The sequence below is a fragment of the Hymenobacter chitinivorans DSM 11115 genome (assembly GCF_002797555.1).
GTDB classification, from domain to species: Bacteria; Bacteroidota; Bacteroidia; order Cytophagales; family Hymenobacteraceae; genus Hymenobacter; species Hymenobacter chitinivorans.
The window spans coordinates 3,144,608-3,167,701 of sequence record NZ_PGFA01000001.1 but is presented as its reverse complement, the minus strand read 5'-3'; the positions used below and the strand labels follow the sequence as shown (position 1 = coordinate 3,167,701).

Sequence of the window (23,094 nt, the reverse complement as noted above, 5' to 3'; positions counted from 1 at the left end):
CTTTCCTATCCGAATGACTACAAAATTTGTTTCTACCTGCTTACTGGCCGCCGCTCTGCTGAGTGGCTGCTCGAAAGACGCGCAAGTTGTGCCTTCCGGAATTGACAACTCGAAGACGGAAATAACGGTGCTGGTTTCCGAAAAAGGCGCCCCATCCTACGCCCTGAGTGAAGCCCACGTGTTGTCGGCCAACTACCAGTCGGCGGTTAGCTCGATGACGATTGTCGGTAAGCTCAACAACGGTAAGGCCGTGCAACTCGACTTTTCCCGCAACCCCGGTTCTACCGCACCCAACACTACGACCAACGTGCTGGAAGCTTACCTGGACGGGGCCAGCGGCACCGACGCCAGCGGCACGACCACCTATAATACCACGGCCAAAACCGTGGATGGCAGCTTCACGGCTACTTTTCCCAGCACGGGCACCATCAAGGGCTCCTTCACCAAAGTGCAGCTGTAGGCTAATCTGGCCCGCTGCTTTATCCGCTTCCAACGCCCCGGCCCCTGTGGCCGGGGCGTTGTGTTTTAGGGCCGTCCAGCCCACGGCCGCCAGCTAGCCGGATGGGCTACTATCACAAACGTTTACGGTAGTTTATTTGCTGAAAAGCCCCATTTGCAGTAGTTGAGGCCAGTTGCGGGGTTCTATATTTGACTAGAGCAAGGGTGTTTGCCCCGCTCTGTCGACCCTCTAACCCCACTCTTAAATGCCCGCCCTTTCTTTTCCGTCGGCCCCGGTGGCTTTGCTTGCTGGCCTGGCCTGGCTCGGTGCCTGCCAAAGCAACCCGGCCCAAACCGAAGCCTCAACTGCCGCTGCGGCCCCCACTACTGCCCAACCCGATTCGGCGGGTAAAAAATACCTGGCCCAGCCCCTGATAAAGGACATTTATACCGCCGACCCCTCGGCCCACGTCTTCAACGGGCGCATCTACATCTACCCCTCGCACGACATCGAAACCGGCATGCCGGAAAACGACAACGGCGACCATTTTGCCATGCGCGACTACCATATTCTGTCCCTGGACAGCATTGGCGGCAAAGTCACCGACCACGGCGTGGCCCTCGATATCAAGGATATTCCCTGGGCCGGGCGGCAGCTCTGGGCCCCGGACGCGGCCTTCAAAAACGGCACGTACTACCTGTATTTCCCCGTCAAGGACAAGCAGGACATTTTCCGCATCGGGGTGGCCACCAGCAAGTCGCCCACCGGGCCCTTCAAGGCGGAGCCCAAGCCCATGGCCGGCAGCCTGAGCATCGACCCGGCCGTGTTTACCGACACCGACGGGCAAACCTACATGTACATGGGCGGCATCTGGGGCGGACAGCTGCAGCGCTGGCGCACCGGCAAATACGACGGCAGCAAGCCCAAGGAGCAGGAGCCGGCCGCCACTGAGCCTTCCGTAGGCCCGCGCGTAGCCCGCCTAGGTGCCGATATGAAGCAGTTTGCCGAGCCCGTGCGCGAAGTCAAAATCCTGGACAAGGACGGCAAGGAGCTGCTCTCGGGCGACAACAAGCGCCGCTTCTTTGAGGGCGCCTGGATGCACAAGTACCAGGATAAGTACTACCTGACCTACTCCACCGGCGACACCCACTTTCTGGCCTACGCCACCGGCACCTCGCCCTACGGCCCCTTCACCTACCAGGGCACCTTCATGAACCCCGTGCAGGGCTGGACCACCCACCACTCCATCGTCGAAATCAAGGGTAAGTGGTACATTTTCTACCATGACACCCAACTGTCGGACAAGACCTGGCTGCGCAACGTGAAGGTGACCGAGCTCAAGCGCGGCGCCGACGGCAGCCTGGCGCTGATTAATCCGTAACGCCTATTTGCTAACGAAAAAAGCCGCCTGAATCATGGTTCAGGCGGCTTTTTTCGTTTTGGGAAGTAAGACGGGCTACTGCCAACAACTACCCCCGCTTGGTTACCGGCTGTTGGTTTTATCCAGCACGGCTACCACGTCCTTGGTCGAAACTTTCTGGCCGGTGGCGGCGGCGCGGTAGATGGCCTGCAGCAGCTGAATGTCACGCAGACCCATTTCGCCGGGTACGCGGGTGGGCTTGTTGTTGAGGATGCAGTCGGCAAAGTCGTCCATCTGCCGGGCTTGCTGGGGCACGTTCTGGATGTTCATCGGGCCCTGGCTGGTGCGGCCCTCGATGCCACCGTAGCCGAAGGCGGGCTGCAGCTCCAGAAAGCCCTTGCTGGTTTCGGCCCGCAGGCGGCTGTTCAGGTTTTCGGCGTAGCTCGTGCGGCAGTCGGCCACCGAGCCGTCGGCAAACTGCATCTGCCAGCTGATGCCCGCCTCTACTTCCTTGAACAGGCCCTTGGGGTCGGGGTTAGGAGCCAGCTTGGCCGTGACGGACACCGGAAGTTCGCCCTTGGTGTACACCACGCCCTGCAGGCAGTAGATGCCCATATCCATCAGCGGCCCGCCGCCCGACAGCTCTTTATCCACCCGCCAGGGCGTGTCGTTGTTGAAGCGGAAGCCGTTGTCGGCCACCAGGCTTTTGATGGGTCCCAGCTCCTTTTTCTGGCCCAGGCGCATCATTTCCTGGTGGTGGGGCTCGAAGTGCAGGCGGTAGCCGATGCTGAATTTCTTGCCGGCTTTCTGCATGGCCGAAATCATGCGGCGGCAGTCCTCGGCCGTGGGAGCCATGGGCTTTTCGCAGATGACGTGCTTACCGGCCCGGGCGGCCCGCTCCACGTACTGGGCGTGCAAGCCCACGGGCAGCACCACGTAGACGATGTCAATGGCGGGGTTGTCGATGATCCGGTCGAAGGTCTGGTAGTCGTAGACGTTCTGGTCGGGGATGTTGTACTGCTTTTTCCACTGCGCGGCCTTGGCCGGCGTGCCCGTCACGATGCCGGCCAGCTTGCAGAGCTTGGTTTGCTGCAACGCCGGGGCCAGCTGCCCGCTGCTGTACTTGCCCAGGCCCACCAGGGCCACGCCCAGCTGCCGGCCGGCTTGCAGTGCCTCGAGGCTGGCCGGGCCGTACGAGAGGTCTTCGAGCCAGCCCAGGGGGCCGCCCAGCGCCGAGGAACCCACGAGTGTAGCGCCCAGGCCCAGGGACAAGGTGCGGATAAACTCGCGGCGGGAAGCCGGGGATAAGGAGGTAACGGATTTGGATTTCATAGCGCAGTAGCTTAGTTTCCAGATACGTACCGCGCAAAGCAGCGGCGGGTTGCGAAACTACCCCGGTGGGGCGCCTGACCCGCCGCTGCTTACCGACCCGCTGGCGCCGGTTCCACCGGGTTGCTCAAGCTGTTCAGCACGATGGGGAGCACGCCCAGGCCCAGCACCACGGCCCGGCGCGGCCCCGGAATGCCCGGCACCAGGCTGCCGACGAGCAGGTAGAGCGGCGCCCCCAGCAGTCCGATGCGGATGTGCTGGCGGAAACTGAGGCGCGGAAACGGCCCCGGGGGCGGGAAGTTGGTAAACGCCGCCGTGGTGCCTTCCAGCAAACCATTGGCGGCAATGAGCAGGGCCGCTTTACGGTTGCGGGGCCACATCCAGGCCGCCAGGCTCATAATGGCCGGAAACGCCAGCAGGTCGAAGTAGGCGTGGGCCCGGGGCGAAACGGGCCGGGGCCAGTGCGGGGGCACCAGGCGCTCCGCGGCCAGCCAGGAGCCGGCCGCGGGCTGCCGTGACGAGTTGGTAGCCATTTTGAAGCTGCATCCGAGCCTAATACTCCAGCACCGGAATTTCCACCGGTGCGGGGTGGGCCGCCGCCACATCATTGGTGTGGGCCTGCCCGTCGGCTTGAGAACTGGCAGCTTGGCCATTGGCGCGGCCGTTACCGTTCCCCGACTTAGTCAGCAGCCAGGCGGCAGTGCCCACGCCCGCCACGGCCAGGGTAGCCAGCCAGGGCTGCTTCTGGGCTTTCACGTACAGGCTGCGGGTGCGGAACCAGCCCTCGTGGGAGCCCCGCTCGTGCAGGCCGTAGCCGGCGTGGTATAAGGCGCTGGTTTCGGGGTTGCGCGAGGGGCGCTTGGGGTCTACCTGGCCGGGAGGGGTGAGGGCCTCCATTACTTTATCCATGATGCGGGGGGCAAAGTCGCCCAGCATTTTCAGGATCTTGGCCTGCACGCCCACGTACAGGTCGCGCTTGGGGTGGGCGGCGGCAAAGAGGATGGCTTCGGCCACGGCCTCCGGCGGATACACCATGCCCCGGTGCGCCACCTGGTGCTGGTAGTAGCTTTGGGCGTGCTCGTTGTAAGGCGTATCGATGCGGCCGGGGTGAATGAGCGTTACCGACACGGGCGCCTTTTCCATTTCCAGCTCCATGCGCAGCGCGTCCGTCCAGCCGTGCAGGGCATGCTTGGCGGCGCAGTAGGTCGACTGCACCGGCGTGGCCCGGTCGCCGAAGAAGCTGCCGGTGTTGATGAGGGCCCCGGCTATGCCGCGCTGCTTGTAGTGCGCCACCGCCAGCCGGGAGCCGTACACCGCCCCCCAGTACACGGTGTCGAACATGCGCTTCATGTCCGGAATGCTGACCTCGTCGCAGTACCCGAAAATGGAAACGCCGGCGTTGTTGACCCAGGTATCGAAGCCGCCGAATTCGTCGATGGCCGCGTCGGCCAGGCGCCGCATGTCTTCCTCCCGGCCCACGTCGGTGGGGACGGCCAGGGCCTGCCCGCCCTGGCTGTTGATTTCGGTGGCCAATTCCCGCAGGGCCTCGGCGTTGCGGGCGGCCAGCACTACGGCGGCGCCCTGCCGGGCCGCCATGCGGGCCGTGACCAGGCCAATGCCGCTGGAGGCCCCCGTAATGACAATAACTTGCTGGTCGAGGGGCTTGAGACGAAGATTCATGCTATTCATAAGCGTAGAAAATGAGGAGGTAGGATAAGGAAAATACCGAACAGGCCGGCCCCGGCCTATTCGGTGGTGAATAGGTTGGTACGGCTTGATAAACTGAGTGTTATAGCCGAGTAACGATAAAAAGAGCCGTAGCTGGGCGGTGGCCAGCGGCTAGGGCAGCGCTTGGCGCCACGGCTACTGCCGGGCCGGCTGGGCCCCGCGGGGATGGGCCGCTGCCGCTACAGGCCGCGCACGTAGGCCGCCATCTTCTCGCGCTGGGCGGCGTCGGGTAGTACCCCTGAGGCGGCGGCCAGGTTGTCGGCCAGGTGGCCGGGCTGACTCGTGCCGGGAATGACGCAGGTGACGGCCGGGTGGGAAAGAATGAACTTGAGCAGGAACCCGGCCCAGCTCGTGATGCCCAGCTCGGCGGCCCAGGCCGGCAGGGGCTGGCTCCCGAGCTTGCTCAGCAGCACGCCTTCCGAAAAGGGCCGGTTGATGAGCGTGGCCACGCCCAGGTCGGCGGCGGCGGGCAGCAGGCGCTGCTCGGCGTGCCGGTCGAGGATGGAGTAGTTGAACTGCACGAAGTCGAAGGGCTCCTGGCGCAGCACCCGCTCCAGCTCCTCGTGCCTAGAGTCGGTGTAGTGGGTGATGCCCAGGTAGCGGATCTTGCCGCTGGCCTGCCAGTCGCGCAAGAGCGGCAGGTGGGTTTGCCAGTCGAGCAGGTTGTGAATCTGCATCAGGTCAACCTGCTGGCGGCCCAGCTTGCGCAACGAGTCCTGCATCTGGCGCCGGCCTTCTTCCCGGCCCTGGGTCCAGACTTTGGTGGCATAAAAGAAGCCGTCGGGGTCGGGCAGGCCGGTCGTAATGGCGCCCACTACCGCTTCGGCCCGCCCGTACATGGGGGAGGAGTCGATAAGGGTGCCGCCCCCGGCCCGGAGCGTTTCCAGGGTCTGAACGTGGCGGGAAGGCGGCACGTCATCGGCCACGTCGAAGGTTTGCCAGGTGCCCAGGCCCACGACGGGCAGGGCTTCCTGGGAGGAGGGAATCAGGCGGGTCAGCATGCGGGGGGCGAGGCGTTATTCGTCTTCGGGGAAGGTGCCCATACCGCCGCTTTCGAAGTCGGCAATGGCCTGCATGAGCTCCTGGTTGGTGTTCATCACGAAGGGCCCGTAGGTGGCCAGGGGCTCCTCAATCGGCTCCCCGGCCAGCACCAGCAGCACGGTGTCCTCGGTGGCGCTGAGCTGCAGCGTGGGCGAGTCCCAGCCAAATACTACCAGCTGCTTGGTGGTGGCGGCCCGGTTGTCGTGCAGGCGCAGGCCGCCTTTTACCACGTAGATGCCCACGTTGAACTCGGCGGGCAGGCGCAGCTCGATTTCGGCGCCGGCCGCCAGGTGCACGTCGAGCAGGATGATGGGGGAGAAGGTTTCGGCCGGACCCACCACGTCGGCGTAGCTGCCGGCAATGACGCGGATCTGGCCCCGGCCCTCGGCCACGGGCACGCTGGGAATGGCCGCGGCCCGGATGTTCTGGTAGCGGGGCGGGGCCAGCTTGTCGCGCCGGGGCACGTTTACCCAGAGCTGGAGCAGCTCCAGGGTGCCGCCCCGCCGGGCGAATTCGAGCTCGTGGCGCTCCTCGTGGAGCAGGCCCGCCCCGGCCGTCATCCACTGCACGTCGCCGGCCCCCAGGGTGCCGCTGTGGCCGGCCGTGTCGCGGTGCGAGAGGGCGCCTTCGTACACCACCGTCACGGTTTCGAAGCCGCGGTGGGGGTGGGGCGGGGTGCCCAGGGGGTGCTCAGTAGGGGCTACCGGCATGGGCCCGGTGTGGTCGAGGAGCAGGTAGGGACTCAGCTGGCGGATGCGGGGCCCGGGCATGGGGCTGGTCACGTCGAAGCCGTCGCCGACTTGCTTTTTGTTACCGTCAATGATCTGGAAGATGCGGCGAAAGGAGGTTTCCATAGAAAGTGAGGAGCTGGTCCGGAAGGGCGAATTCTAGCAATACGAAGAAATAGCCGGGGCGAATTGTTTTCCGGGTTGCCGAATAGGCCCCCGGCCCCGGGGTGGGACTTGCACGGTTCAGCTATTCGCCGCATCTTACTTCCCTTACTATCCTATCTGATTATCCCTCGCTTAGCACACCGAAAGAGGGCCGTGCCTTTTCCCTTCTTTCATCCTTTATTCCCCTACCCCATGCTTAACCGCATTTCCGTTACCATCCCCGCCGACGTTAAAAAGAGGGTCGAGGCGGCCTTTGCCATCATTCAGCAGGAGCTGACGCCCTACCTGCACCCGCTCACGCCCGAGCAGCGCCAGGAAATCCCGAAAATGGGCGACAAGTCGGTGGCCTTCATGCAGAAGATTGAGGAGTACGCTACGGCCACGGCCGGCTTCGTGCCCGCCTTCGTGAGCCTGCCCGACCTGCGCGCCGACATCCAGGCCACCGCCGACCTGGGCGACATTCTGCGCCCCCTGCAGCAGGTGACTACCGACCTGGAAAGTACCATGATGCAAACCGGCGGCGAGGCCTACACCGATGCTTTAGCCGTGTACCGCACCATTCAGAGCGCGGCCAAGGCCAACGTGCCCGGTGCCCAGGTGGCCCAGGATGAGCTCAAGCAGCGCTTTGCCGGCCAGGGTCGCAAGCCCGCCGCGCCCGGCAAGCCTAAGGCCTAGGCCCGTCCCGGACTACTACCGCGGCCCCATCCGGTATTACCGGGTGGGGCCGTGTGGCTTCGGAGGATAACCAGTTGGCTTCGGAAGCTACTGCGGTACCTTCCGAAGGTATATCGGTGGGCTGGAAACCCAATCAGGTAGCTTGCGAAGGTATATTGGTGGGTTCCGAAGCTACTTGGTTGGGTTCGGGAGCTACAGCGGTAGGTTCGGAACCTAATTAATTAGCTTCGGAAGGTATATCGGTGGGTTCGGAAGGCAGTTGGGTACCTTCCGAAGGTATATGGGTCGGTTTTGAAGGTAGTCCTCTACCTTAGCACACTGAATTTACCCTATAAACCCTATAAAGATACCTTGGACATGCTTTCTCCCTATTCCGAGCAAACTCTAGCCGTTCTTGTAAAGGCGCTACCTGATTTGGCCCCGCTGGTTACCGTAGTGGATGATACGTTTCTAATAGAGCAGGTTAGTCCGGCCGGCTGGGAATTCTGGGTACATTCAGATGACATAGACCGGCTCACCGTTGGCTTTGCCGAATACCATTGCCACTTTGGAGGCTACGCGAATGATACGCCGGCAAGGGACGCCACAGCGGCAGTTGATTTTATTCAGGCACTACGAAGAGGGAAAACGTGGTTGGCAGCCTGGTATAGAGGGGAGGAATACCACCAATCCTGCCCATTTGAGTCGACGGCAGCGTCGTTACCCGAGCCGTGGGTGTATGAGCATGACTCCCGACCGGCCCCGGCATTACCTCTCACGCTACGAGTCAGAAAGTGGGCGGAGTAAGGAAAGAACAAGTACCGTTGTCTATACTGTAGGGACTCTGCCCAAGCAGTCGCTCGGCTATGCCGAGTGACCCCTACGCCGGAGGGGCTCTGCCCCGAGCGTCCCGCGCCAGTTGGGCTGCTGGTATCCATACCCTTTAAACGCTGTAGAGACGCATATTTGCGTCTCGTCGTTGAATGACTCGCCCCGCCACAAATCAGAATAAACAACGATTGAGACGCAAGTATGCGTCTCTACACGCAGGCGGCGTGGACCATATTCGACGCTTCATCCCCTGATCCGACGCTTCGGTAACCTTTGGTTTTCGCCGGGCCGGCGGCCAGCCCCGGGCCTTACGCGCCCCGCCTGATAACCCGGTGCAAGGGCAGTTCCACGTACTGATACAGCGCCAGGGAAAGGCCGAGCAGGGCTATAAACTGCAGGCCCGGTTTGGTGGTGACGTAGCGCTGCAGGGCCAGGCTGAAGATGCCCATGTGCACCAGGTAAAAGGCGTACGAGGACTTGCCCAGCCGCTGCGCCACCGGGGTAGCCAGGAGGCGGGAAAGCCAGGTGCGCTCGGTCAGCAAGCCGTAGAACAGGCCTCCGATGCCAATGGGGAGCAGCAGATTGTTAAGGGCAATACCGGACCAGCGGTTCCAGCTAAAGGTCTGCTCCGTGGACAGCAGGGCCAGGCCCAGCACACTAGCCCCGACCCAGGCCGCTCCCATACCCGTGAAGCGGAACCCCGACCGGGCAGCCGGCGGCCGGCGCATAAAAACGGCCAAGCCGACACCTACCATAAACTCGAAGGTCCGCCCGAAAAACGTGCGGTACGCCATAAAGCGGTAGTCGGCGAAGAACCCGTACCGGCCCGCAGGGGAGCCATAGACCAGCGCGATTCCCAGGCCTATACTGACCAGAGTCGCGGCTAGTAGCAGCCGGTAGGGGGCCCGGCTCCGGGCCAGGGCCACGAGCAGCAAGGGGGCCAGGCAGTAAAATGATTCTTCCACCGTGAGCGTCCAGCCCTGCATAATGCCCGAGCTCAGAAACTCGGTGAACAAGCCACGCGTCAGCGTCAGGTTGGTCAGCACCGCCGCGGCCTTGTCGGCCGGGGAGTAGCCCGGCCAGGCTCCGGTGCCGTCCAGGGCCGGGTTGAGCTCGAAGGCCAGCAGCGTGATGACCGTCAGCAGGCAGTACAGGGGATAGATGCGGGCCAACCGGTTGCGGAAGTAGCGCCCGGCCCAGGCCCGGGTAACAGAAGTCAGCCCGAAGTAGCGGGTGGTAATCAGAAAGCCGCTGAGCACGAAAAACATAGTAACCCCCATGTGGCCCTCGTTGGCCAGCCGCCACGGCCCGCTCCAGGCCGGGAAGGGGTTGAAGTGGTGGGCGTACACCAGATAGGCCGCCAGGGCCCGGATTCCGGTCAGGGCAGGATAGTACAACGGGGCTGGGCGGTGCGGCATGGGCGCTGGGGCGGGCAGTAGACTGCAAATAAAGGCGGCCGAAAGTTGGAACCGGACCTAGCGGGGCCCCAGCCGACGCTTCATCCCCCTGATCCGACGCTTCGGTAACCTTTAGTTTCAGCCGGGCCGGCGGCGGCTCACCTTTGAGCATCACTTCGCCGCTACCCCCATGAAACGCCTGCTACCTTTTCTGCTCCTGCTCCTGACCACGGCCTTTACCACGCAGGCCCAAACTGCTACCACCCTCAGCGGCACCGTCCGGGACCAGAGCGGCCAGCCCCTGCCGGGCGCCAACGTATTTCTGAAAACCACCTTCGACGGGGCCAGCACCGACTCGCTGGGCCGCTTCCGCTTCAGCACCCGCAGCACCGGCACGTTGCCGTTGGTGACTACCCTGCTCGGCTACCAGGCCCAGGAGCAGCCCGTAACCCTGAGCGGCACCGCCCAGCGCTTCAGCATCACCCTGAAAGCCGTGCGCAACCAGCTCGGCGACGTGGTCATCACCTCCGGCACCTTCGAGGCCGACGACAGCAAGCGCAACACCACCTTCTCGGCCCGCGACGTAGTCACCACGGCCGGCGCCTCGGCCGACGTGGCCGGGGCCCTGAACACCATGCCCGGCACCACCCGCAACGGGGAAGAGGGCAAGCTGTTTGTGCGGGGCGGCGGGGCCGGCGAAACCCGGCAGTACCTGGATGGGGTGCCCCTGCAAAGCCCCTACAACGCGGCCGTGTCGGGCATGCCGGCCCGGGGGCGCTTCTCGCCCATGCTCTTCAAGGGCATGGCTTTCAGCACCGGCGGCTACTCGGCCGAGTACGGGCAGGCGTTGTCGGCGGTGGTGGCCCTGACCTCGGAAGATTTGGCTCCCGAAACCCAGACCGGTATTTCCCTGCTCTCGATTGGCAGCCTGAGCCTTTCGCACCAGCACCGCTTCGAGCGGGCCTCGGTGGCCGTCACGGCCGATTACATGAACATGAAGCCCTACTTCGGCCTGGTGCCCCAGCGCATGCTCTCGGCCTATGCGTCGACGGGCGGCTCGGTGGCCCTGCGCCAGAAAACCGGCGAAATGGGCATGCTCAAAGTGTACGGGGCCTACACCCGGCAGCGCATCGGGGCCCGGCAGCCCAGCGCCGAGTGGGAAGGCGGCCAGCCGGTGCACCTGAACTCCGACAACTCCTACCTCAACACCACCTTCCGCAGTCCGCTGGTCCGGGGCTGGTCGGTGCAGACCGGCGTGGCCGCCACCCGCGACTACCAGGCCTCCAGCATCACGGTGCGCACCGACAACGTTGGCACTACCCAGGAGCAAGGCTTGCGGGAGCTGGAGCAGAGCCTGGTGGGCCGGCTGATGCTCACCAACGACTCGGCCAGCGCCTACTGGAACCTGAAGCTGGGCCTGGAAGGCCTGGTGCAGCGCAACGAGCAGCGCCTAGTGGCCGAGCCCTACAGCCGCCGCTTCGCCGTGGATGAGCAGCGCCTGGCCGGCTTTGCCGAGTCCGACATTGCCTTCAGCAACAAGCTCGTGGGCCGCGTCGGGGGCCGGGGCGAGTACTCGGCCGTGCTGGGCCGCTGGAACGCCGCTCCCCGCCTGGCTTTGGCCTACCAGGTGAATGAGAAAACCCAGCTCTCGGGCGCCTGGGGCTACTTTTTCCAGAACCCCGGCACCGACCTGCTCCTGCGCGCCGCCGACCCCGCTACCCTGCGCTTCGAGCGGGCCCAGCACCTGCAGGCTACCTTCCTGCGCAGCCACGACAACCGCACCCTGCGCGTGGAAGCCTACGCCAAAACCTACGCCCACCTGGTGCGCTACGACTTGCAGGGCGTGTACAACCCCCAGCAGGCCACCTTCGCCGACCCGGCTTCCTACCGCAGCACCGGCACCGGCTACGCCCGCGGCCTGGACGTGCTCTGGCGCGACAAGAAAACCGTGAAGAATGCCGACTACTGGGTGAGCTACGGCCTGATTGACACCCGCCGGCAGCAGCGCTTCGACCCGGTGCTGGCCGTGCCCACCTTCGCCGCCCGCCACAATCTGGCCGTGGTAAGCAAGTACTGGGTGGCTAAGATGCACACTCAGTTTGGGGCCACCTACACCTACAACAGCCCCCGGGCCTACTACAACCCCAACCGCACCGACGGCTACAATCAGGACCGCCTGCCCAGCTTCCAGGACTTCAGCCTGAACGCCAGCTACCTGACCAAGCTCTGGAACAACTTCACCATTGTGCACGTGAGCTGCACCAACGTGCTGGGCCGCCAGAACGTGTACGGCTACCGCTACAGCAGCACCAAGGACGCCAGCGGCCAGTACGCCAGCACGGCGGTGCTGCCCTCGGCCCCCCGCATGGTGTTCGTGGCCCTGCTGATTTCCATCAACAAGAAAAACCCGGCCGATACCAACGTGGCCCCCGAGTAAGTCTGGCCCTGCATGAGCGTGAGCGGCACGCAAACAGCCCCGCGAAAAAGCGTTACCACATTCGGCAACGTTCTTTCGCGGGGCTGTTTTGCGGCGCGGCCTTAGAGTTTATAGCGGTACGGCGTTGGCGTCGCAGATCTGGCTGTGGGTGTTCAGGCAGCGGGAAATCAGCTCGGCGTCGGCCCGCAGCTGGGTGTGGGTAGCGTCCTTAGTGCGGTCATTATTGAGCGAGGTGGCGTCCTGCTTGGCCTTGCCGGTAAAGTAGGTGTTGATGCGGGCCAGGGCCGCCAGGGCGCCGTAGCACTCGTCGCCGGGCTGCATGGCGCCGAGGATGGCCGCCAGGCTGGGGTTGTTGTCCAGGCTGAGCTGCAGGGCCGTGCCTTGCAAGAAGGCCTGCTTGGCGTCGGTTTTGCCGTTTTTGTTGGAAGACGAGAAAATAGCCCGGGCCTCGTCGCGGCTGTAGCTCTGGCCGCCCATGTTCACGCTGCCGCAGCTGGCGTAGTTGTCGGGGGTGCAGCCGGGCCACACCACGTTGGGCTTGGCAAACCAGTAGCCCTGGGTGAAGAGGCAGGAGCTCGTGGGCGGAGGACCGTCGCAGCGGAAGGTGAAGGTAAAGTACCGGTCGAAGGGGTATTTGCCGTTCAGGGTCAGGTTGCCGGCCCAGCTCTGCCCGCCTACCGTGCCGCTGCTACCCGTAATCTGGGCTTCGGCCGTCATGTAGAGGGTTTGCCCGTTCAGGGGCACATCGGGGAAGAAAGCGGCAATATCGGCCAGCGGAATGCACATTTCCGCCGTAGCCGTCGACTGGTGTTCGGTTGCGTAGAACTTGGTGGGCGAGGGGTTGCTGTAGTTGGCAATCATGTCGGCTTCCGAGGTAAAGAGGCCAATCTTGGTGGAGGTCAGCTTGCCTCCGGCCGCGGCAAAGCGGCAGCAGAGCCCGTCGGCCGTGGCGCACACCTCGACCGTGCCCAGCACCACGGGCTTGCCGGTGCGGTCTTCCCGCTTGATCAGGTCCAGGGGCTTGTCCAGGCAGTTATTGCAAACGATGTCACCATTGGTAGCCTGGCTGGCGGGCAGTGCCTGGTCCCCGCGCAGGTTTTCCTTGGCGCAGGAGGCCAGCAAAATGCCGAAGAGCAGGGTGAGCAGCGGGAGTTTGGGTAAATGTTTCATGTGCAGGTAGGTGTGTGGGTAAGAAGGTTGAAAAAATGACCCGGGCGCGGAGCCGGGGCAAAGCCGAAGCAGCAACTGGCCAAGCGGCCCACCTGCTGCCGATGAAAGGACATGGCTCCGCCAGCGCGGCGGCCGCGCGGGCAGCGGCAAACCGGTAGCTGCCAAAGCTTAGTGGTCTGGCGACAGTACCGGGCCGCAGATGGCTGGAGGAAGGAAGTAGGAGCCGGTCAAGGGAAGACCTCGGGCATAGGGTCAGTGGGGACTACAGGTGGGGAAAGCCAAAGCGGGGCCGCCCGCCGTGGCCAGGCGGGGCTGCGCGCAACGTGCGAAGCGGGCAAACTGGGCCATTGGCGGTACGGGCAGTGCTTGCTGCCCGGCCAAAGCAGTACTGGTGCTACCGGGATGATATCCTGTCCCGTACCCGCGGCCTTTGCTGCAGCAAAAGCCGGCCCTCACGTGCTGCAGGCGGCGCCCCTGAAGGGCGGCGAGGGAATACCTGCGGTGGTTCTTTTGATAAGAATAAGCTAAGTTAAAATTTAAATTATTATAAAATATAGAATATCATAAAGTTTAGCGGCTAATTTTTCTGCGGAGCATCAGCCAGGTCGTTTGCGGGACTGATAGGCAGAAAAAGGGGCCGGGGAGTTGACGGCACAAAGACGGAATCTGACGCTTCATCGGGGCCAACCGACGCTTCGGCAACCTTTAGTTTCGGCCCTGGCCGCTACCGGCCACCTTTGGAGCATCCTCTTACCCCTGACCAGAAATCATTCATCCTAAACCTTCTCCGTCATGAAAAACACGCTGCTCATCCTCGCCCTCACCGCCGCTTCCTTCTCCGCTGCCGCCCAGCAGCCCGCTCCCAAAGCAGTTTCCGCTGCCACCACTGCTGCCCCGGCCGGCTACGCCGACCTGCTGGCCGCCACCATCACGGAGCTCAACAGCACCGGCGACCCGGCCCAGCTTCAGCAAATCGTGAGCAAGTTTGAGCGGGCCGCCGCCGCCGTGCCCACCGACTGGCTGCCCCAATACTATCAGGCCTACGGCCGCCTGCTGGTTAGCTTCCAGAGCAAGGAAAGCGGCGACGTGAAAGACAAGTACCTCGACCAGGCCGAGGCTGCCCTGGCCCAGGCCCGCAAGCTGGGCGGGGAGGAGTCGGAGCTGCTGGTGCTGCAGGCCTACATTCACCAGTCCCGGCTGGGCATCTCGCCCATGGCCCGCTCCATGAAGTATTCGGGGCTGGTGAAAGAAGCCTTGGCCCAGGCCAAAAAGGCGAATCCGGCCAACCCCCGCATCTATTTGGTGGAAGCCAACAACCTCTACTTCACGCCCAAGATGTTCGGGGGTGGGGCCGACGTGGCCAAGCCCGTGTACGACGAAGCCCAGGCCCGCTACGCCGCCTTCAAGCCCGCCAATGCCCTAGTGCCCAACTGGGGCGAGCGGCAGCTGCAGAGTCGCCTGAAGGCCTACGCCGCCCAACCCGCCGCGGCGGCCGCGCCGGCCGCCAAGTAAAGCCGACCCCCAAACGGCTGCCGCGCTTCGCACCACTACGGGCGGGGCGCGGCAGTTTGACTTGCGGCGAGGACTGGTTTACCAACACACAATAGGGTACCGGCTACTCCGGATCCTGCCTTTCAGCCCTATCTTGCCATGCGTACCACGTTCCTGTCCGGCACCCGTGCCCGCGCCATGCCCTTGTTCAACTATTTTCATCCTACGATGCCCCCTTTGCAAGCCCGCCGCCCCTGGCTGCGCCTGCTGCTCACGCTGCTGACCGTGGCGGTTACCATCAGCTTTTTTACCTGCCTGGATTGCCTCAACAACCCCCGGCACTTGCTGGTCAACTTCGGGTTTACCTCCATTTATACCGTGGGGCTGTGGCTCACCAATGGCTACGCCGTCGATTGGCTCGACAAGTACGTAGGCTGGAAGCAGGCGCCCGGCAGGCGCCTGGTGTACACGCTGCTGGTTTCGTTGGGCGGCTCGTTGGCAGTGATTGTGCTGGTCCAGACGCTGATTCTGCTTTACGAGCAGCGCAGTCTGAGCGAGCTGTGGTCGGTGCGGCGGGCGGGGGCTTACTTCTTTCCGCTGGCCACCACGGCCATGATTTCCCTGTTTCTGCACAGCCGCTCGTTTCTGATGGGCTGGCGCGAGGCTCTGGTACGCAACGAGCGGCTGCAGAAGGAAATGGCCCAGGCCGAGGCTGAGTCGTTGCGCCAGCAGCTCGACCCGCACTTTATGTTCAACGCCCTGAACGCCCTGACTTCTCTGGTCGAGGAAGAGCCCAAGCTGGCCGTGCGCTTTATCCGCCAGCTCTCCCAGGTGTACCGCTACGTGCTCGACGCCCGGCAGCGGGAAGTGGTGCCCCTGGCCGACGAGCTGGAATTTGCCCAGTCCTACCTGTTTCTGCAAAATATCCGCTACGGCGAGGCCCTGCACGTGGAATTGCCCACGGCCCGCGAAGTGCCCAGCAATTTCGTGGTGCCGCCCCTGAGCCTGCAGCTGCTGCTGGAAAATGCCCTGAAGCACAACGCTGCCAGCGCCACGCAGCCCCTGCACCTGCGCATTGCCCTCGACGAAGCCGGCAAGAGCCTGACCGTGCGCAACACCCTGCGTCCGCGCCGCCTGGCCCCCGGCGAATCCCTGGGCATTGGCCTGCCCAACCTGACGGCCCGCTACGCCCATCTCACCGCCGAGCCCGTGCGCGTGGAGCGCACCGAAGCCGAATTCGTCGTAACCTTGCCGGTGCTGGTAATGTGCTAAGGTGTTGGAATGTGCTGAGGTGCTAATGTGGGAAATGTGCTACTGCATAATGTGAAGAATGAGGAGGGAATGTGGGGAATGTGTCCTTGCGAGGCGCAGCCGAAGCAATCCGTCCTCTGCGCAGTACGAAATGACCTTTTCCTACAAAGCCTTTATCGTTCTTACATCCAGAGGCTCGTCAAAAAAGAAGGCGCGGCACATTTCAGAGGACGGATTATTTCGCTATGCTCGTAATGGCACATTTCCCACATTCAGCACATTCGATCCACATTCAACCCACGTTCAACCCACATTAGCACCTCAGCACATTCCAACACCTTAGCACATTAAAAAGAATGATTGCCTTTGTTATTGAAGATGAGCCGCTGGCGGCCAAGCGTCTGACGGATTTGCTGCGGCGTCAGAACCCGCCGGTGGAGGTACGCGCCACGGCCGACTCGGTGGAAGCCGCCGTAGTGCTGCTCCAAACTGCGCCCACCCCGCCCGACGTGCTATTTCTGGATATCCACCTTTCGGATGGGCTCAGCTTCGAGCTGTTTGAAAAAGCCGAGGTACGCTGCCCGGTCATTTTCACCACGGCCTACGATGCCTACGCCCTGCGGGCTTTCAAGGTCAACAGCATCGATTACCTGCTCAAACCCATTGATGAGGAAGAGCTGCAGGCGGCCCTGCACAAGCTCCAGAACCTGCAGCGGGCCCCGGCCGCCCCAGCCCCGGCCTTCGATGCCAGCCTGCTGACCCAGGTCTTGCAGCAGCTGCAGCCCCAAAACCAGTACAAGAAGCAGTTTGTGGTGAAAGTGGGGGAGCACCTGAAGGTAATTCCGGTGGAGAATATCAGCTACTTCTTCAGCCTGGAAAAAGCCACCTTCCTGCAAACCCGCGAAAACCGCCGCTTCGTTATCGACCAGACGCTGGAGCAGCTCGAAAAGCTGCTGGACCCGCGCCAGTTCTTCCGCCTCAACCGGGCCTACTACGTGCAGCACGACGCCATCCAGGACATTATTCACTACACCAACAGCCGCCTCAAAACCGTGCTGGCCCCCACCGCCCCCGACGGCGACGTGCTCATCAGCCGGGAACGAGTCCCCGCCTTCCGCGCCTGGCTGGAACGGTGAGATGGTGAACTTGGGAAATGGTGAGTTTTTCGTTCAGCTGGCACGCCTGGCGCATTCTTTGGCCTTGTAAGACGTAAGCCGTAGCTAATGCATCTTCTGCGCAGCACGTCCTAACATTTACCAGAAAGCCCTAATGCTAGAGCAGGCGTTAGGGCTTTTTATATCAAGTGGCTCGGCATATTTCAAAAAGATGGGCCGCCGCTTGAGGCGCGGAATCTCGTGCATCTTCGCAAAGACAGCGCACTCAGAACGTCAACTCACCATTTCACAAGTTTACCATCTCACCGCCTCACCCCTCCAGCCAATTCTTGAAGGGTGACGCTTTTTCCTTGCTGACCAGGACTTCCTCGCTGGGGGCCGGGGCCAGGTCGAGTTTGAGCTTGCCGTTGAAATAGGGGTGGAGGCGCTGCACGGCCTGCAGGTGGGCAATGTACTGGCGGTTGAGGCGGAAAAACTGGCTCGGGTCCAGCAGGCTTTCCAGTTGCTCGAGGGTGTAGTCGATGACGAAGCGGCGGCCGTCGGTGGCTACCAGAGTCGTGACTTCGTGGCGGCTCTGGAACCAGGCCACCGCGCCCACCGGCAGGGGCAGGAGCTGCTCGCCGCTGCGCACCAGAAAACGGGTCTTGTACTGCCGTTCGGCCCGGGGCAGACTGTCGCGCAGGCTTTCCAGCTGCCGGGCCGGGGCCGCGGGCTGCTGCCACTCCTGCAGCTTGGTCAGGGCCGCGCGCAGCTCCGTGAGCTTGATGGGCTTGAGCAGATAATCGATGCTGTTGGCTTTGAAGGCGCGCAGGGCGTAGGCGTCATAGGCCGTGGCGAAGATGACCGGGCTGCGTACCACGAGCTGGTCAAATACGTCAAGGCTTAGGCCGTCGGCCAGCTGGATGTCGGAGATAATCAGGTCGGGGGCGGGGTTGGTGGTCAGCCAGGCTACGGCCCCGTCCACCGTGTCGAGCACGGCGGCTACCCGGGCTTCGGGGGCGGCTTGCAGCAGCAGGCGCTGGAGCCGCTCGGCGGCCGGGTACTCGTCTTCGAGCAGCAAAACATTCATGAGAGAAGCAGAAAAGGCGGTTTTGGCGCCGCAAGCAAGTTTTATCAGAGGCCAGAATCGGCGAGGTAAAGTCCAAAGTACCAGACCCAGGCAATAAAAAGTAGCTGCAGCGGCACGCGGAACCACAGATACGCCGGGCCCGGGCCGTCGGAGGTGCCGGTTTGGTAGTTGAGCCCGCGCCGGGCGGCGTGAATATTAGCCGGCAGAATCAGGACGAAAAACCCGATGAGCAACCAGGCGGTGGCAGGGCGGAGGGCCGGCAGCAGCAAGCCAAAGGCCGCCGCAATTTCCAGCCCGCCCGTCAGCAGCACCAGGACTTTGCGGGCCGGCACGAAGGCGGGCAGCATCTGCATCATGCCTTGGGTGAAGGCAAAGTGCCCGGCGCCGGTAAAGAGGAGCATGGCGGCCATGGCCCCATTACCGGCCAGCACGTAGTTGGGTTTGGGTAGCAGCAGAAAGGAGCCCAGGGCCAGCAGGCCAAAGGTGACGAGCAACACGACGAATGGTTTCATAGCTGAACTGCTTCTTATAGCGCGGCTGGCGGACCCGGCAGCAGGGGCAAACTGACGGTAAAGGCCACGTCCGTGGCCTCGATGCGCACCGGCAGCGGGGCCTGCAGCAGCTCGTAGCGGTGCTTCGTGTTTTGCAAGCCCAGACCGGTGCTGGGGCCCAGGCCGGCGGCCCGGGGGCGGAAGGTATTCTGCACCACAATGTAGCCGCTGGCCTCATCGGCCGAAATGTCAATATCCAGCGGATGTTCCCTACTCACCACGTTGTGCTTCAGGGCGTTTTCCACCAGCAGCTGCACGCTGAGCGGGGCCACCTGCAGGGCCAGCAGGTGGGCCGGAATGTGTTGGGTAACCCGCAGGTTGGCGCGGAAGCGGGTTTTTTGCAGGGCCACGTAGGTTTCCACGAAGGCCAGCTCCTCGCTCAGGGGCACGGTGGCTTTGTCCCGGCTCAGCAGCACGTAGCGGTACACGTCGGCCAGCTGCTCCACAAACTGCTGGGCCGGCTCGTTGGCCTCGTCGATGAGGGCGGCCAGGGTGTTGAGGCTGTTGAAGAGGAAGTGCGGGTCGAGCTGGTTTTGCAGGGCTTCGAGCTGACTTTGCACTCCGGCCCGGCTCAGCTGCTCGGCCCGGCGCACGTTGTGCTCCCACTGCTCGAAGAAGTGGATGCTTTCGTAGAGCATCATCACCAGCACCGTCGGAATCAGGTTGAAGGTAACCTGGGTGAGCAGGTCCCGGGGCGCCAGGGAAAAGTAGGGCGGCATGAGCTGGTGCATAAACGCCACCAGGGCCACGCTGGCTGCGGCCGTGTAAAGCACCGCCAGCAGCGTGAGCAGCCAGAGTCGGCGCCGGGTCTGATCCACGTGGGGCAAGTACCGCAGCAGCCGGTTCCAGATGGTGCTGGTACCCAGCCAGAGCGTGGTCGTAAACAGCAGCGACACGCCCAGGTGCGACCCGACCAGGCCCAGATCCGGCTTGGCGGGCAAGTCATTCAGGGTGAGCAGGGTAATGAGCACGGCCAGCACCGGGATGCCCAGCAGCCGCAGACGACGGTCGTTCATAGGTGTAAAGATGAAAGGGCCGCCGGAAAAAGCGGCCGGGAGGCGGCCAAGTTACGCCGCCGGCTGCCTCCCGGCCGCGCGGCGCAGCAGCGCGGGCACCACCAGGTGGTGGAAGGGCTTGATGAGGGTGAAATAGGCCCGCCCAAACCAGTTGTGAAACTGCACCACCGTCGTCACTACGGCCGCCGGCCCGGCCTCCTCCACTAGCACCGACACCCGGAAGTCGAGGTGCCGGTCGTTCTGACCCAGAATTATTTCCCCCGGACTCACATCAAACACCCGGAAAGGACCCAGCTGGCCGCCGGTTGTCAGCGGAGTTCCGGGAGCTGGGCGAGTGGCGGCGGGGAATGTGCGCAGGCCGAAGGGGCGCACCAGCCAGTCGCGCAGCCGCATCAGGCCGCCCACCCAGGCCGGGCCCGGGCCAAACAGCCACTGCGCCACGGCCGGCGCCTCCTGGGGCGCGTGAGCGGGCAGCACTACGCGGTAGGCGTCGGTGTAGTGGGCCGGGGTGGCGGCCAGGGCGCTGCGGCCGGGCAGGGGCACGAGGTCAACGGCAGTTCGGGGCATGGCGGTGGCGGAGGCTCGGTGAAACGGGATTAGCTGAGTTTCCAGAAAGGCAGACCTTGTAGGGCGTGCACGTACAGCCAGGCAATAATGGCCGAGTAAAGCAGGGCAAAGCTCAAGATGCCGAGCAACTGGGTGCGGTGCCGCAGCCCGGGAAAGTAGCGCGTCAGCAACCAGCCGAACAGGGGCAGGGCCTGCAGGGCGTGCAAGCCCAGAAAGTGGGCCGCCCGCAGGTCGCCGTGGCGGGTGCTCCAGCCCAGCCCGGGCAGGCCCGGCCCGCCGTCGGCGCCGCCGAAGGTGTGACCCAGGTGGTGAATCATGGCCCCACCCACGGCACTGCCCACCAGAAACAGGCCCAGCCCCAGGCGCAGGCCCCACACGTAGGACACGGAGCCGAAGGGCCGGTGCCGCAGCGACAAAACCAGGGCCCAGCTCAGCAGGCCCGTGTTGAGCATAATGAACACGCCCATCAAACTGAACAGCAGCCCATCCAGCGGGGAAGCCACGTTGAAGTGGGAGGTGGTGCCCCGGGCCGCCTGCAGGTAAATAACCCCGATTTCGACCAGAATACTGACGGCCACACCCCAGCTGATACGCCGCACGCTGCGTTGGGCCGGGGCGGGCAAGTCAGCCAGCAGCCAGCCCAACGACCAGAGGTAGATAATGTCGGACAACGCAAATTTCAGGGGCTTAAGCCACACGTTCAACCCCAGCACGACCCGGTCGTCGAAGGGTAGCAGGGCCAGGGCCAGCACCACCAAGGGTACGTGCACCCACCCGGCCCCGGACAGAACGGGGTTGACGCGGTGCAGTACCGTAAGCCACTGGCGCAGCGGGCCGCCGGTGACGGGCGTGGGGGCAAGGGACGAAGTAGACAAGCTGGAAGAAAGAACGAGCGTTTTCATAGCCAAAACAGGAGTGAAGGTTGGAAAAGCAGACAATCAGGCCAGGACCGGGGCCACTGGGGCCGGCTGCGGGTAGAAGCGGCGCAGGGCGTGGTAGAGCAGAAAGCCGACCGGGCCGAAGAGGAAGGTCAGCACCAGCGTGGGCACCAGCAGCAGGTGAGGTACGGCCCGGCGCTGGGCGTCGCGGCTAGCCCAGGCGCCCACGGCCAAATCGAAGCAGAGGTAGTGCACCCAGCCCGCCAGCAACGCCCACGGGTCCTGAAACAGGGCCGCCACTTCCGGCAACGACCCAAAGCCGCCCTGCGAAGCCGCGCCGCCCAGATAGTGCCAGCCGATGCAGGCGGCATAGAGCCCGGCCAGCAGCAGGGGCAGTGCCCCGCTGCCCACCACCCAGCGCGTGACGCGCCAGCGCGGGGCAAAAATCAGCAGCAGCCAGCCCGGCAGCACCAGGTTGCCGGCCACGTGAAACAAGGATTCGGGAGTCAAAACCATCGGGGTCGAGTAACGGTTAGCAAGGCCCAAACTTCGGCAGCGGCCGGCGGTTATCCAGCCGCAAACCGGGTGAAGCAACCCGGGCCGGGGGTGAACCGGCCAAACCAGCGGGGTGAGTTATGTACAACTCCCCGCTTCTCCTTTCGTACTTTGCGCCCGTGAACCACGCGTTGAAGAGTTGGCTGCTCCTGGGAGCGTTGGCCGGAGCCTTGCCCGCGGCGGCCCAGTCGGCGGCGGCGGCTGAGCCCGATTCAGTTTCGGCCACTACCCGGCAGGCCCACCGCCGCATCGTATTTCAGTTTGATAACCGCTATTCCATCATCGACGGTAAGCTTGTGGGCATCAATGGGCTCAAGCTGGCCGTGGAGTGGCGGGGGCGGCTGCGGGCCGGGGCCGGGGGCTATTTACTCTCGAACGGCATTCCGTCCCAGGAAGAAGTGCCGGCCCACTACCCCAGCGGCACCCGGGCCGAGCTGCGTTTCCGCTACGTGGCCGCCTACGCCGAGTACCTCTTTATTCGGTCCAACCGCTGGGAGCTTAGTGCCCCGCTGCAGCTGGGCGTGGGCCGCTTCTTTACCAGCTTTGAGGAGCCCAACGGTGCCAAAAGCAAGGACGCCAAATCCACGGTGTGGGTGCTGGAGCCCTCGGCCTCGAGCCACTTCCGGGTGTTTCCCTGGTTTGGCATCGGGGTGGGAGCGGGCTGGCGCGAAACCCTGTTCGTGGAGCACAGCCTCGACGAAGCCCTCGACGGCCCCATCTTCTACGGCCGGGTCAAGCTGTTTCTGGGCGACTTGTACAAAACCGCCCGCTTCAAGCGCAAGCTCTTCTCCCAGCAGCACTTCCGCTACGAAGAGTGAGATGGTGAGTTGCCAGTTTCTGCAAGCTCATATGGACGCAAAAAAGCCGGCTTTCCGTACGGAAGGCCGGCTTTTTTTGTACGCAGTGGAAAACTACTTCGGGCCCGAGGAGGTAGTCAGGCGGCGGAGCAGGATGTGGGTGGCCTGCTGGTTTTTCACGCCGTTGGGCAAGGAGTACACCTGCACCACTTCCCAGCCCAGCTTGCCCATGTAGTTGAGCGTGCTGAGCGGGGTCGAAAACACTTCCAGCTTGCCTACTTCCCGCTTGGCCATGTCACTGTCGCCGAGCTTTTCGTAGCCAAAGCCGAAGTCGACGAAAATGTCGCCGCCCTTGGTTTTGGTGGGCTCGTTGAGAAACTCGGTTTTGAGCAGCTCGCAGTACTCGTAGCGGGCCGCGTTGAGGTTAGTGGTCTGGGCCTGGGCCGCGGGGGCCGCCAGGGTGCCGGCCAGCAGCAGGAAGGCCGGGAAGAGCAGTTTTTTCATGGGGAAAGTAGGTGTCGGCCC

General features: G+C 63.5%; 22 protein-coding genes. 8 read left to right on the top strand and 14 right to left on the bottom strand.

The window, feature by feature from the left end:
* Nucleotides 1-13 precede the first annotated feature (13 nt).
* Nucleotides 14-460: a hypothetical protein gene (locus tag CLV45_RS13365; protein WP_100336847.1), complete on the top strand. Its 447-nt coding sequence runs from the start codon at nucleotides 14-16 to the stop codon at nucleotides 458-460.
* 244 nt (nucleotides 461-704) lie between these two features.
* Nucleotides 705-1,820: a glycoside hydrolase family 43 protein gene (locus CLV45_RS13360; protein WP_100336846.1), complete on the top strand. Its 1,116-nt coding sequence runs from the start codon at nucleotides 705-707 to the stop codon at nucleotides 1,818-1,820.
* Between the two features lie 102 nt (nucleotides 1,821-1,922).
* Here the strand turns inward: CLV45_RS13360 and CLV45_RS13355 are convergent, their stop codons facing one another.
* The 5 genes from CLV45_RS13355 to CLV45_RS13335 all read right to left on the bottom strand — a co-directional run bounded on the left by CLV45_RS13355 (nucleotide 1,923) and on the right by CLV45_RS13335 (nucleotide 6,751).
* The gene (locus tag CLV45_RS13355) at nucleotides 1,923-3,131 is read right to left on the bottom strand and encodes a Gfo/Idh/MocA family protein (RefSeq protein WP_100336845.1); all 1,209 of its coding nucleotides are present in this window, start codon (nucleotides 3,129-3,131) and stop codon (nucleotides 1,923-1,925) included.
* 89 nt (nucleotides 3,132-3,220) lie between these two features.
* Nucleotides 3,221-3,661, bottom strand: coding sequence for a hypothetical protein (locus tag CLV45_RS13350; RefSeq protein ID WP_100336844.1), 441 nt, complete (start codon nucleotides 3,659-3,661; stop codon nucleotides 3,221-3,223).
* Nucleotides 3,662-3,680: 19 nt separating this feature from the next.
* Nucleotides 3,681-4,808, bottom strand: a complete 1,128-nt coding sequence (locus tag CLV45_RS13345) for an SDR family oxidoreductase (RefSeq protein WP_100337034.1) — start codon at nucleotides 4,806-4,808, stop codon at nucleotides 3,681-3,683.
* A 227-nt stretch (nucleotides 4,809-5,035) separates the two neighbouring features.
* A complete protein-coding gene (locus CLV45_RS13340; RefSeq protein ID WP_100336843.1) occupies nucleotides 5,036-5,857 on the bottom strand; it encodes an aldo/keto reductase in 822 nt (273 codons plus the stop codon).
* Nucleotides 5,858-5,872: 15 nt separating this feature from the next.
* Nucleotides 5,873-6,751, bottom strand: a complete 879-nt coding sequence (locus tag CLV45_RS13335) for a pirin family protein (protein ID WP_100336842.1) — start codon at nucleotides 6,749-6,751, stop codon at nucleotides 5,873-5,875.
* Between the two features lie 231 nt (nucleotides 6,752-6,982).
* Between CLV45_RS13335 and CLV45_RS13330 the strand changes: the two genes are divergently transcribed.
* A complete protein-coding gene (locus CLV45_RS13330) occupies nucleotides 6,983-7,465 on the top strand; it encodes a hypothetical protein (protein ID WP_100336841.1) in 483 nt (160 codons plus the stop codon).
* 1,118 nt (nucleotides 7,466-8,583) lie between these two features.
* On the opposite strand, the gene CLV45_RS13325 is transcribed toward CLV45_RS13330, so the two are convergent.
* Nucleotides 8,584-9,693: an acyltransferase family protein gene (locus CLV45_RS13325; RefSeq protein WP_100336840.1), complete on the bottom strand. Its 1,110-nt coding sequence runs from the start codon at nucleotides 9,691-9,693 to the stop codon at nucleotides 8,584-8,586.
* A 169-nt stretch (nucleotides 9,694-9,862) separates the two neighbouring features.
* Here CLV45_RS13325 and CLV45_RS13320 point away from each other — a divergent pair, with 169 nt between their 5' ends.
* Nucleotides 9,863-12,109 (top strand): TonB-dependent receptor, encoded by a 2,247-nt coding sequence (locus tag CLV45_RS13320; protein WP_100336839.1) that lies wholly within the window; start codon nucleotides 9,863-9,865, stop codon nucleotides 12,107-12,109.
* 108 nt (nucleotides 12,110-12,217) lie between these two features.
* Here CLV45_RS13320 and CLV45_RS13315 read toward each other — a convergent pair whose 3' ends face one another.
* A complete protein-coding gene (locus tag CLV45_RS13315) occupies nucleotides 12,218-13,279 on the bottom strand; it encodes a hypothetical protein (protein WP_100336838.1) in 1,062 nt (353 codons plus the stop codon).
* A gap of 792 nt (nucleotides 13,280-14,071) precedes the next feature.
* Between CLV45_RS13315 and CLV45_RS13310 the strand changes: the two genes are divergently transcribed.
* The 3 genes from CLV45_RS13310 (at nucleotide 14,072) to CLV45_RS13300 (ending at nucleotide 17,157) form a co-directional block, all read left to right on the top strand.
* A complete protein-coding gene (locus CLV45_RS13310; protein ID WP_100336837.1) occupies nucleotides 14,072-14,791 on the top strand; it encodes a hypothetical protein in 720 nt (239 codons plus the stop codon).
* A 138-nt stretch (nucleotides 14,792-14,929) separates the two neighbouring features.
* Nucleotides 14,930-16,042, top strand: a complete 1,113-nt coding sequence (locus CLV45_RS13305) for a sensor histidine kinase (protein ID WP_100336836.1) — start codon at nucleotides 14,930-14,932, stop codon at nucleotides 16,040-16,042.
* Between the two features lie 335 nt (nucleotides 16,043-16,377).
* On the top strand, nucleotides 16,378-17,157 hold the full coding sequence (locus CLV45_RS13300; RefSeq protein WP_100336835.1) for a LytR/AlgR family response regulator transcription factor: 780 nt from the start codon (nucleotides 16,378-16,380) through the stop codon (nucleotides 17,155-17,157).
* A gap of 289 nt (nucleotides 17,158-17,446) precedes the next feature.
* On the opposite strand, the gene CLV45_RS13295 is transcribed toward CLV45_RS13300, so the two are convergent.
* The 6 genes from CLV45_RS13295 to CLV45_RS13270 are packed head-to-tail and all read right to left on the bottom strand — an operon-like array spanning nucleotide 17,447 to nucleotide 21,733.
* Nucleotides 17,447-18,205: a LytR/AlgR family response regulator transcription factor gene (locus tag CLV45_RS13295; RefSeq protein WP_100336834.1), complete on the bottom strand. Its 759-nt coding sequence runs from the start codon at nucleotides 18,203-18,205 to the stop codon at nucleotides 17,447-17,449.
* Nucleotides 18,206-18,249: 44 nt separating this feature from the next.
* On the bottom strand, nucleotides 18,250-18,717 hold the full coding sequence (locus CLV45_RS13290; protein WP_100336833.1) for a DoxX family protein: 468 nt from the start codon (nucleotides 18,715-18,717) through the stop codon (nucleotides 18,250-18,252).
* Between the two features lie 14 nt (nucleotides 18,718-18,731).
* Nucleotides 18,732-19,772 (bottom strand): sensor histidine kinase, encoded by a 1,041-nt coding sequence (locus CLV45_RS13285; protein ID WP_100336832.1) that lies wholly within the window; start codon nucleotides 19,770-19,772, stop codon nucleotides 18,732-18,734.
* Between the two features lie 51 nt (nucleotides 19,773-19,823).
* Entirely contained in the window at nucleotides 19,824-20,339 is a 516-nt protein-coding gene (locus CLV45_RS13280; RefSeq protein ID WP_100336831.1) for a DUF2867 domain-containing protein, read from the bottom strand.
* Between the two features lie 29 nt (nucleotides 20,340-20,368).
* Nucleotides 20,369-21,241, bottom strand: a complete 873-nt coding sequence (locus CLV45_RS13275; protein ID WP_100336830.1) for a hypothetical protein — start codon at nucleotides 21,239-21,241, stop codon at nucleotides 20,369-20,371.
* Nucleotides 21,242-21,277: 36 nt separating this feature from the next.
* Complete coding sequence (locus CLV45_RS13270) at nucleotides 21,278-21,733, bottom strand: ABA4-like family protein (RefSeq protein ID WP_100336829.1); 456 nt, start codon at nucleotides 21,731-21,733, stop codon at nucleotides 21,278-21,280.
* Between the two features lie 158 nt (nucleotides 21,734-21,891).
* On the opposite strand from CLV45_RS13270, the gene CLV45_RS13265 reads away from it, so the two are divergent.
* Nucleotides 21,892-22,590 (top strand): hypothetical protein, encoded by a 699-nt coding sequence (locus CLV45_RS13265; protein WP_157807472.1) that lies wholly within the window; start codon nucleotides 21,892-21,894, stop codon nucleotides 22,588-22,590.
* A 93-nt stretch (nucleotides 22,591-22,683) separates the two neighbouring features.
* Here the strand turns inward: CLV45_RS13265 and CLV45_RS13260 are convergent, their stop codons facing one another.
* The gene (locus CLV45_RS13260; RefSeq protein WP_100336827.1) at nucleotides 22,684-23,073 is read right to left on the bottom strand and encodes a hypothetical protein; all 390 of its coding nucleotides are present in this window, start codon (nucleotides 23,071-23,073) and stop codon (nucleotides 22,684-22,686) included.
* Nucleotides 23,074-23,094 lie beyond the last annotated feature (21 nt).

What these genes read in the sequence shown, in the direction of transcription:
- CLV45_RS13335 (WP_100336842.1), bottom strand. Translation starts at nt 6,751, where the DNA reads ATGGAAACCTCCTTTCGCCGCATCTTCCAGATCATTGACGGTAACAAA.
- CLV45_RS13320 (WP_100336839.1), top strand. Translation starts at nt 9,863, where the DNA reads ATGAAACGCCTGCTACCTTTTCTGCTCCTGCTCCTGACCACGGCCTTT.
- CLV45_RS13350 (WP_100336844.1), bottom strand. Translation starts at nt 3,661, where the DNA reads ATGGCTACCAACTCGTCACGGCAGCCCGCGGCCGGCTCCTGGCTGGCC.
- CLV45_RS13325 (WP_100336840.1), bottom strand. Translation starts at nt 9,693, where the DNA reads ATGCCGCACCGCCCAGCCCCGTTGTACTATCCTGCCCTGACCGGAATC.
- CLV45_RS13360 (WP_100336846.1), top strand. Translation starts at nt 705, where the DNA reads ATGCCCGCCCTTTCTTTTCCGTCGGCCCCGGTGGCTTTGCTTGCTGGC.
- CLV45_RS13280 (WP_100336831.1), bottom strand. Translation starts at nt 20,339, where the DNA reads ATGCCCCGAACTGCCGTTGACCTCGTGCCCCTGCCCGGCCGCAGCGCC.
- CLV45_RS13270 (WP_100336829.1), bottom strand. Translation starts at nt 21,733, where the DNA reads ATGGTTTTGACTCCCGAATCCTTGTTTCACGTGGCCGGCAACCTGGTG.
- CLV45_RS13295 (WP_100336834.1), bottom strand. Translation starts at nt 18,205, where the DNA reads ATGAATGTTTTGCTGCTCGAAGACGAGTACCCGGCCGCCGAGCGGCTC.
- CLV45_RS13260 (WP_100336827.1), bottom strand. Translation starts at nt 23,073, where the DNA reads ATGAAAAAACTGCTCTTCCCGGCCTTCCTGCTGCTGGCCGGCACCCTG.
- CLV45_RS13315 (WP_100336838.1), bottom strand. Translation starts at nt 13,279, where the DNA reads ATGAAACATTTACCCAAACTCCCGCTGCTCACCCTGCTCTTCGGCATT.
- CLV45_RS13355 (WP_100336845.1), bottom strand. Translation starts at nt 3,131, where the DNA reads ATGAAATCCAAATCCGTTACCTCCTTATCCCCGGCTTCCCGCCGCGAG.
- CLV45_RS13300 (WP_100336835.1), top strand. Translation starts at nt 16,378, where the DNA reads ATGATTGCCTTTGTTATTGAAGATGAGCCGCTGGCGGCCAAGCGTCTG.
- CLV45_RS13330 (WP_100336841.1), top strand. Translation starts at nt 6,983, where the DNA reads ATGCTTAACCGCATTTCCGTTACCATCCCCGCCGACGTTAAAAAGAGG.
- CLV45_RS13275 (WP_100336830.1), bottom strand. Translation starts at nt 21,241, where the DNA reads ATGAAAACGCTCGTTCTTTCTTCCAGCTTGTCTACTTCGTCCCTTGCC.
- CLV45_RS13365 (WP_100336847.1), top strand. Translation starts at nt 14, where the DNA reads ATGACTACAAAATTTGTTTCTACCTGCTTACTGGCCGCCGCTCTGCTG.
- CLV45_RS13345 (WP_100337034.1), bottom strand. Translation starts at nt 4,808, where the DNA reads ATGAATCTTCGTCTCAAGCCCCTCGACCAGCAAGTTATTGTCATTACG.
- CLV45_RS13340 (WP_100336843.1), bottom strand. Translation starts at nt 5,857, where the DNA reads ATGCTGACCCGCCTGATTCCCTCCTCCCAGGAAGCCCTGCCCGTCGTG.
- CLV45_RS13310 (WP_100336837.1), top strand. Translation starts at nt 14,072, where the DNA reads ATGAAAAACACGCTGCTCATCCTCGCCCTCACCGCCGCTTCCTTCTCC.
- CLV45_RS13290 (WP_100336833.1), bottom strand. Translation starts at nt 18,717, where the DNA reads ATGAAACCATTCGTCGTGTTGCTCGTCACCTTTGGCCTGCTGGCCCTG.
- CLV45_RS13305 (WP_100336836.1), top strand. Translation starts at nt 14,930, where the DNA reads ATGCGTACCACGTTCCTGTCCGGCACCCGTGCCCGCGCCATGCCCTTG.
- CLV45_RS13285 (WP_100336832.1), bottom strand. Translation starts at nt 19,772, where the DNA reads ATGAACGACCGTCGTCTGCGGCTGCTGGGCATCCCGGTGCTGGCCGTG.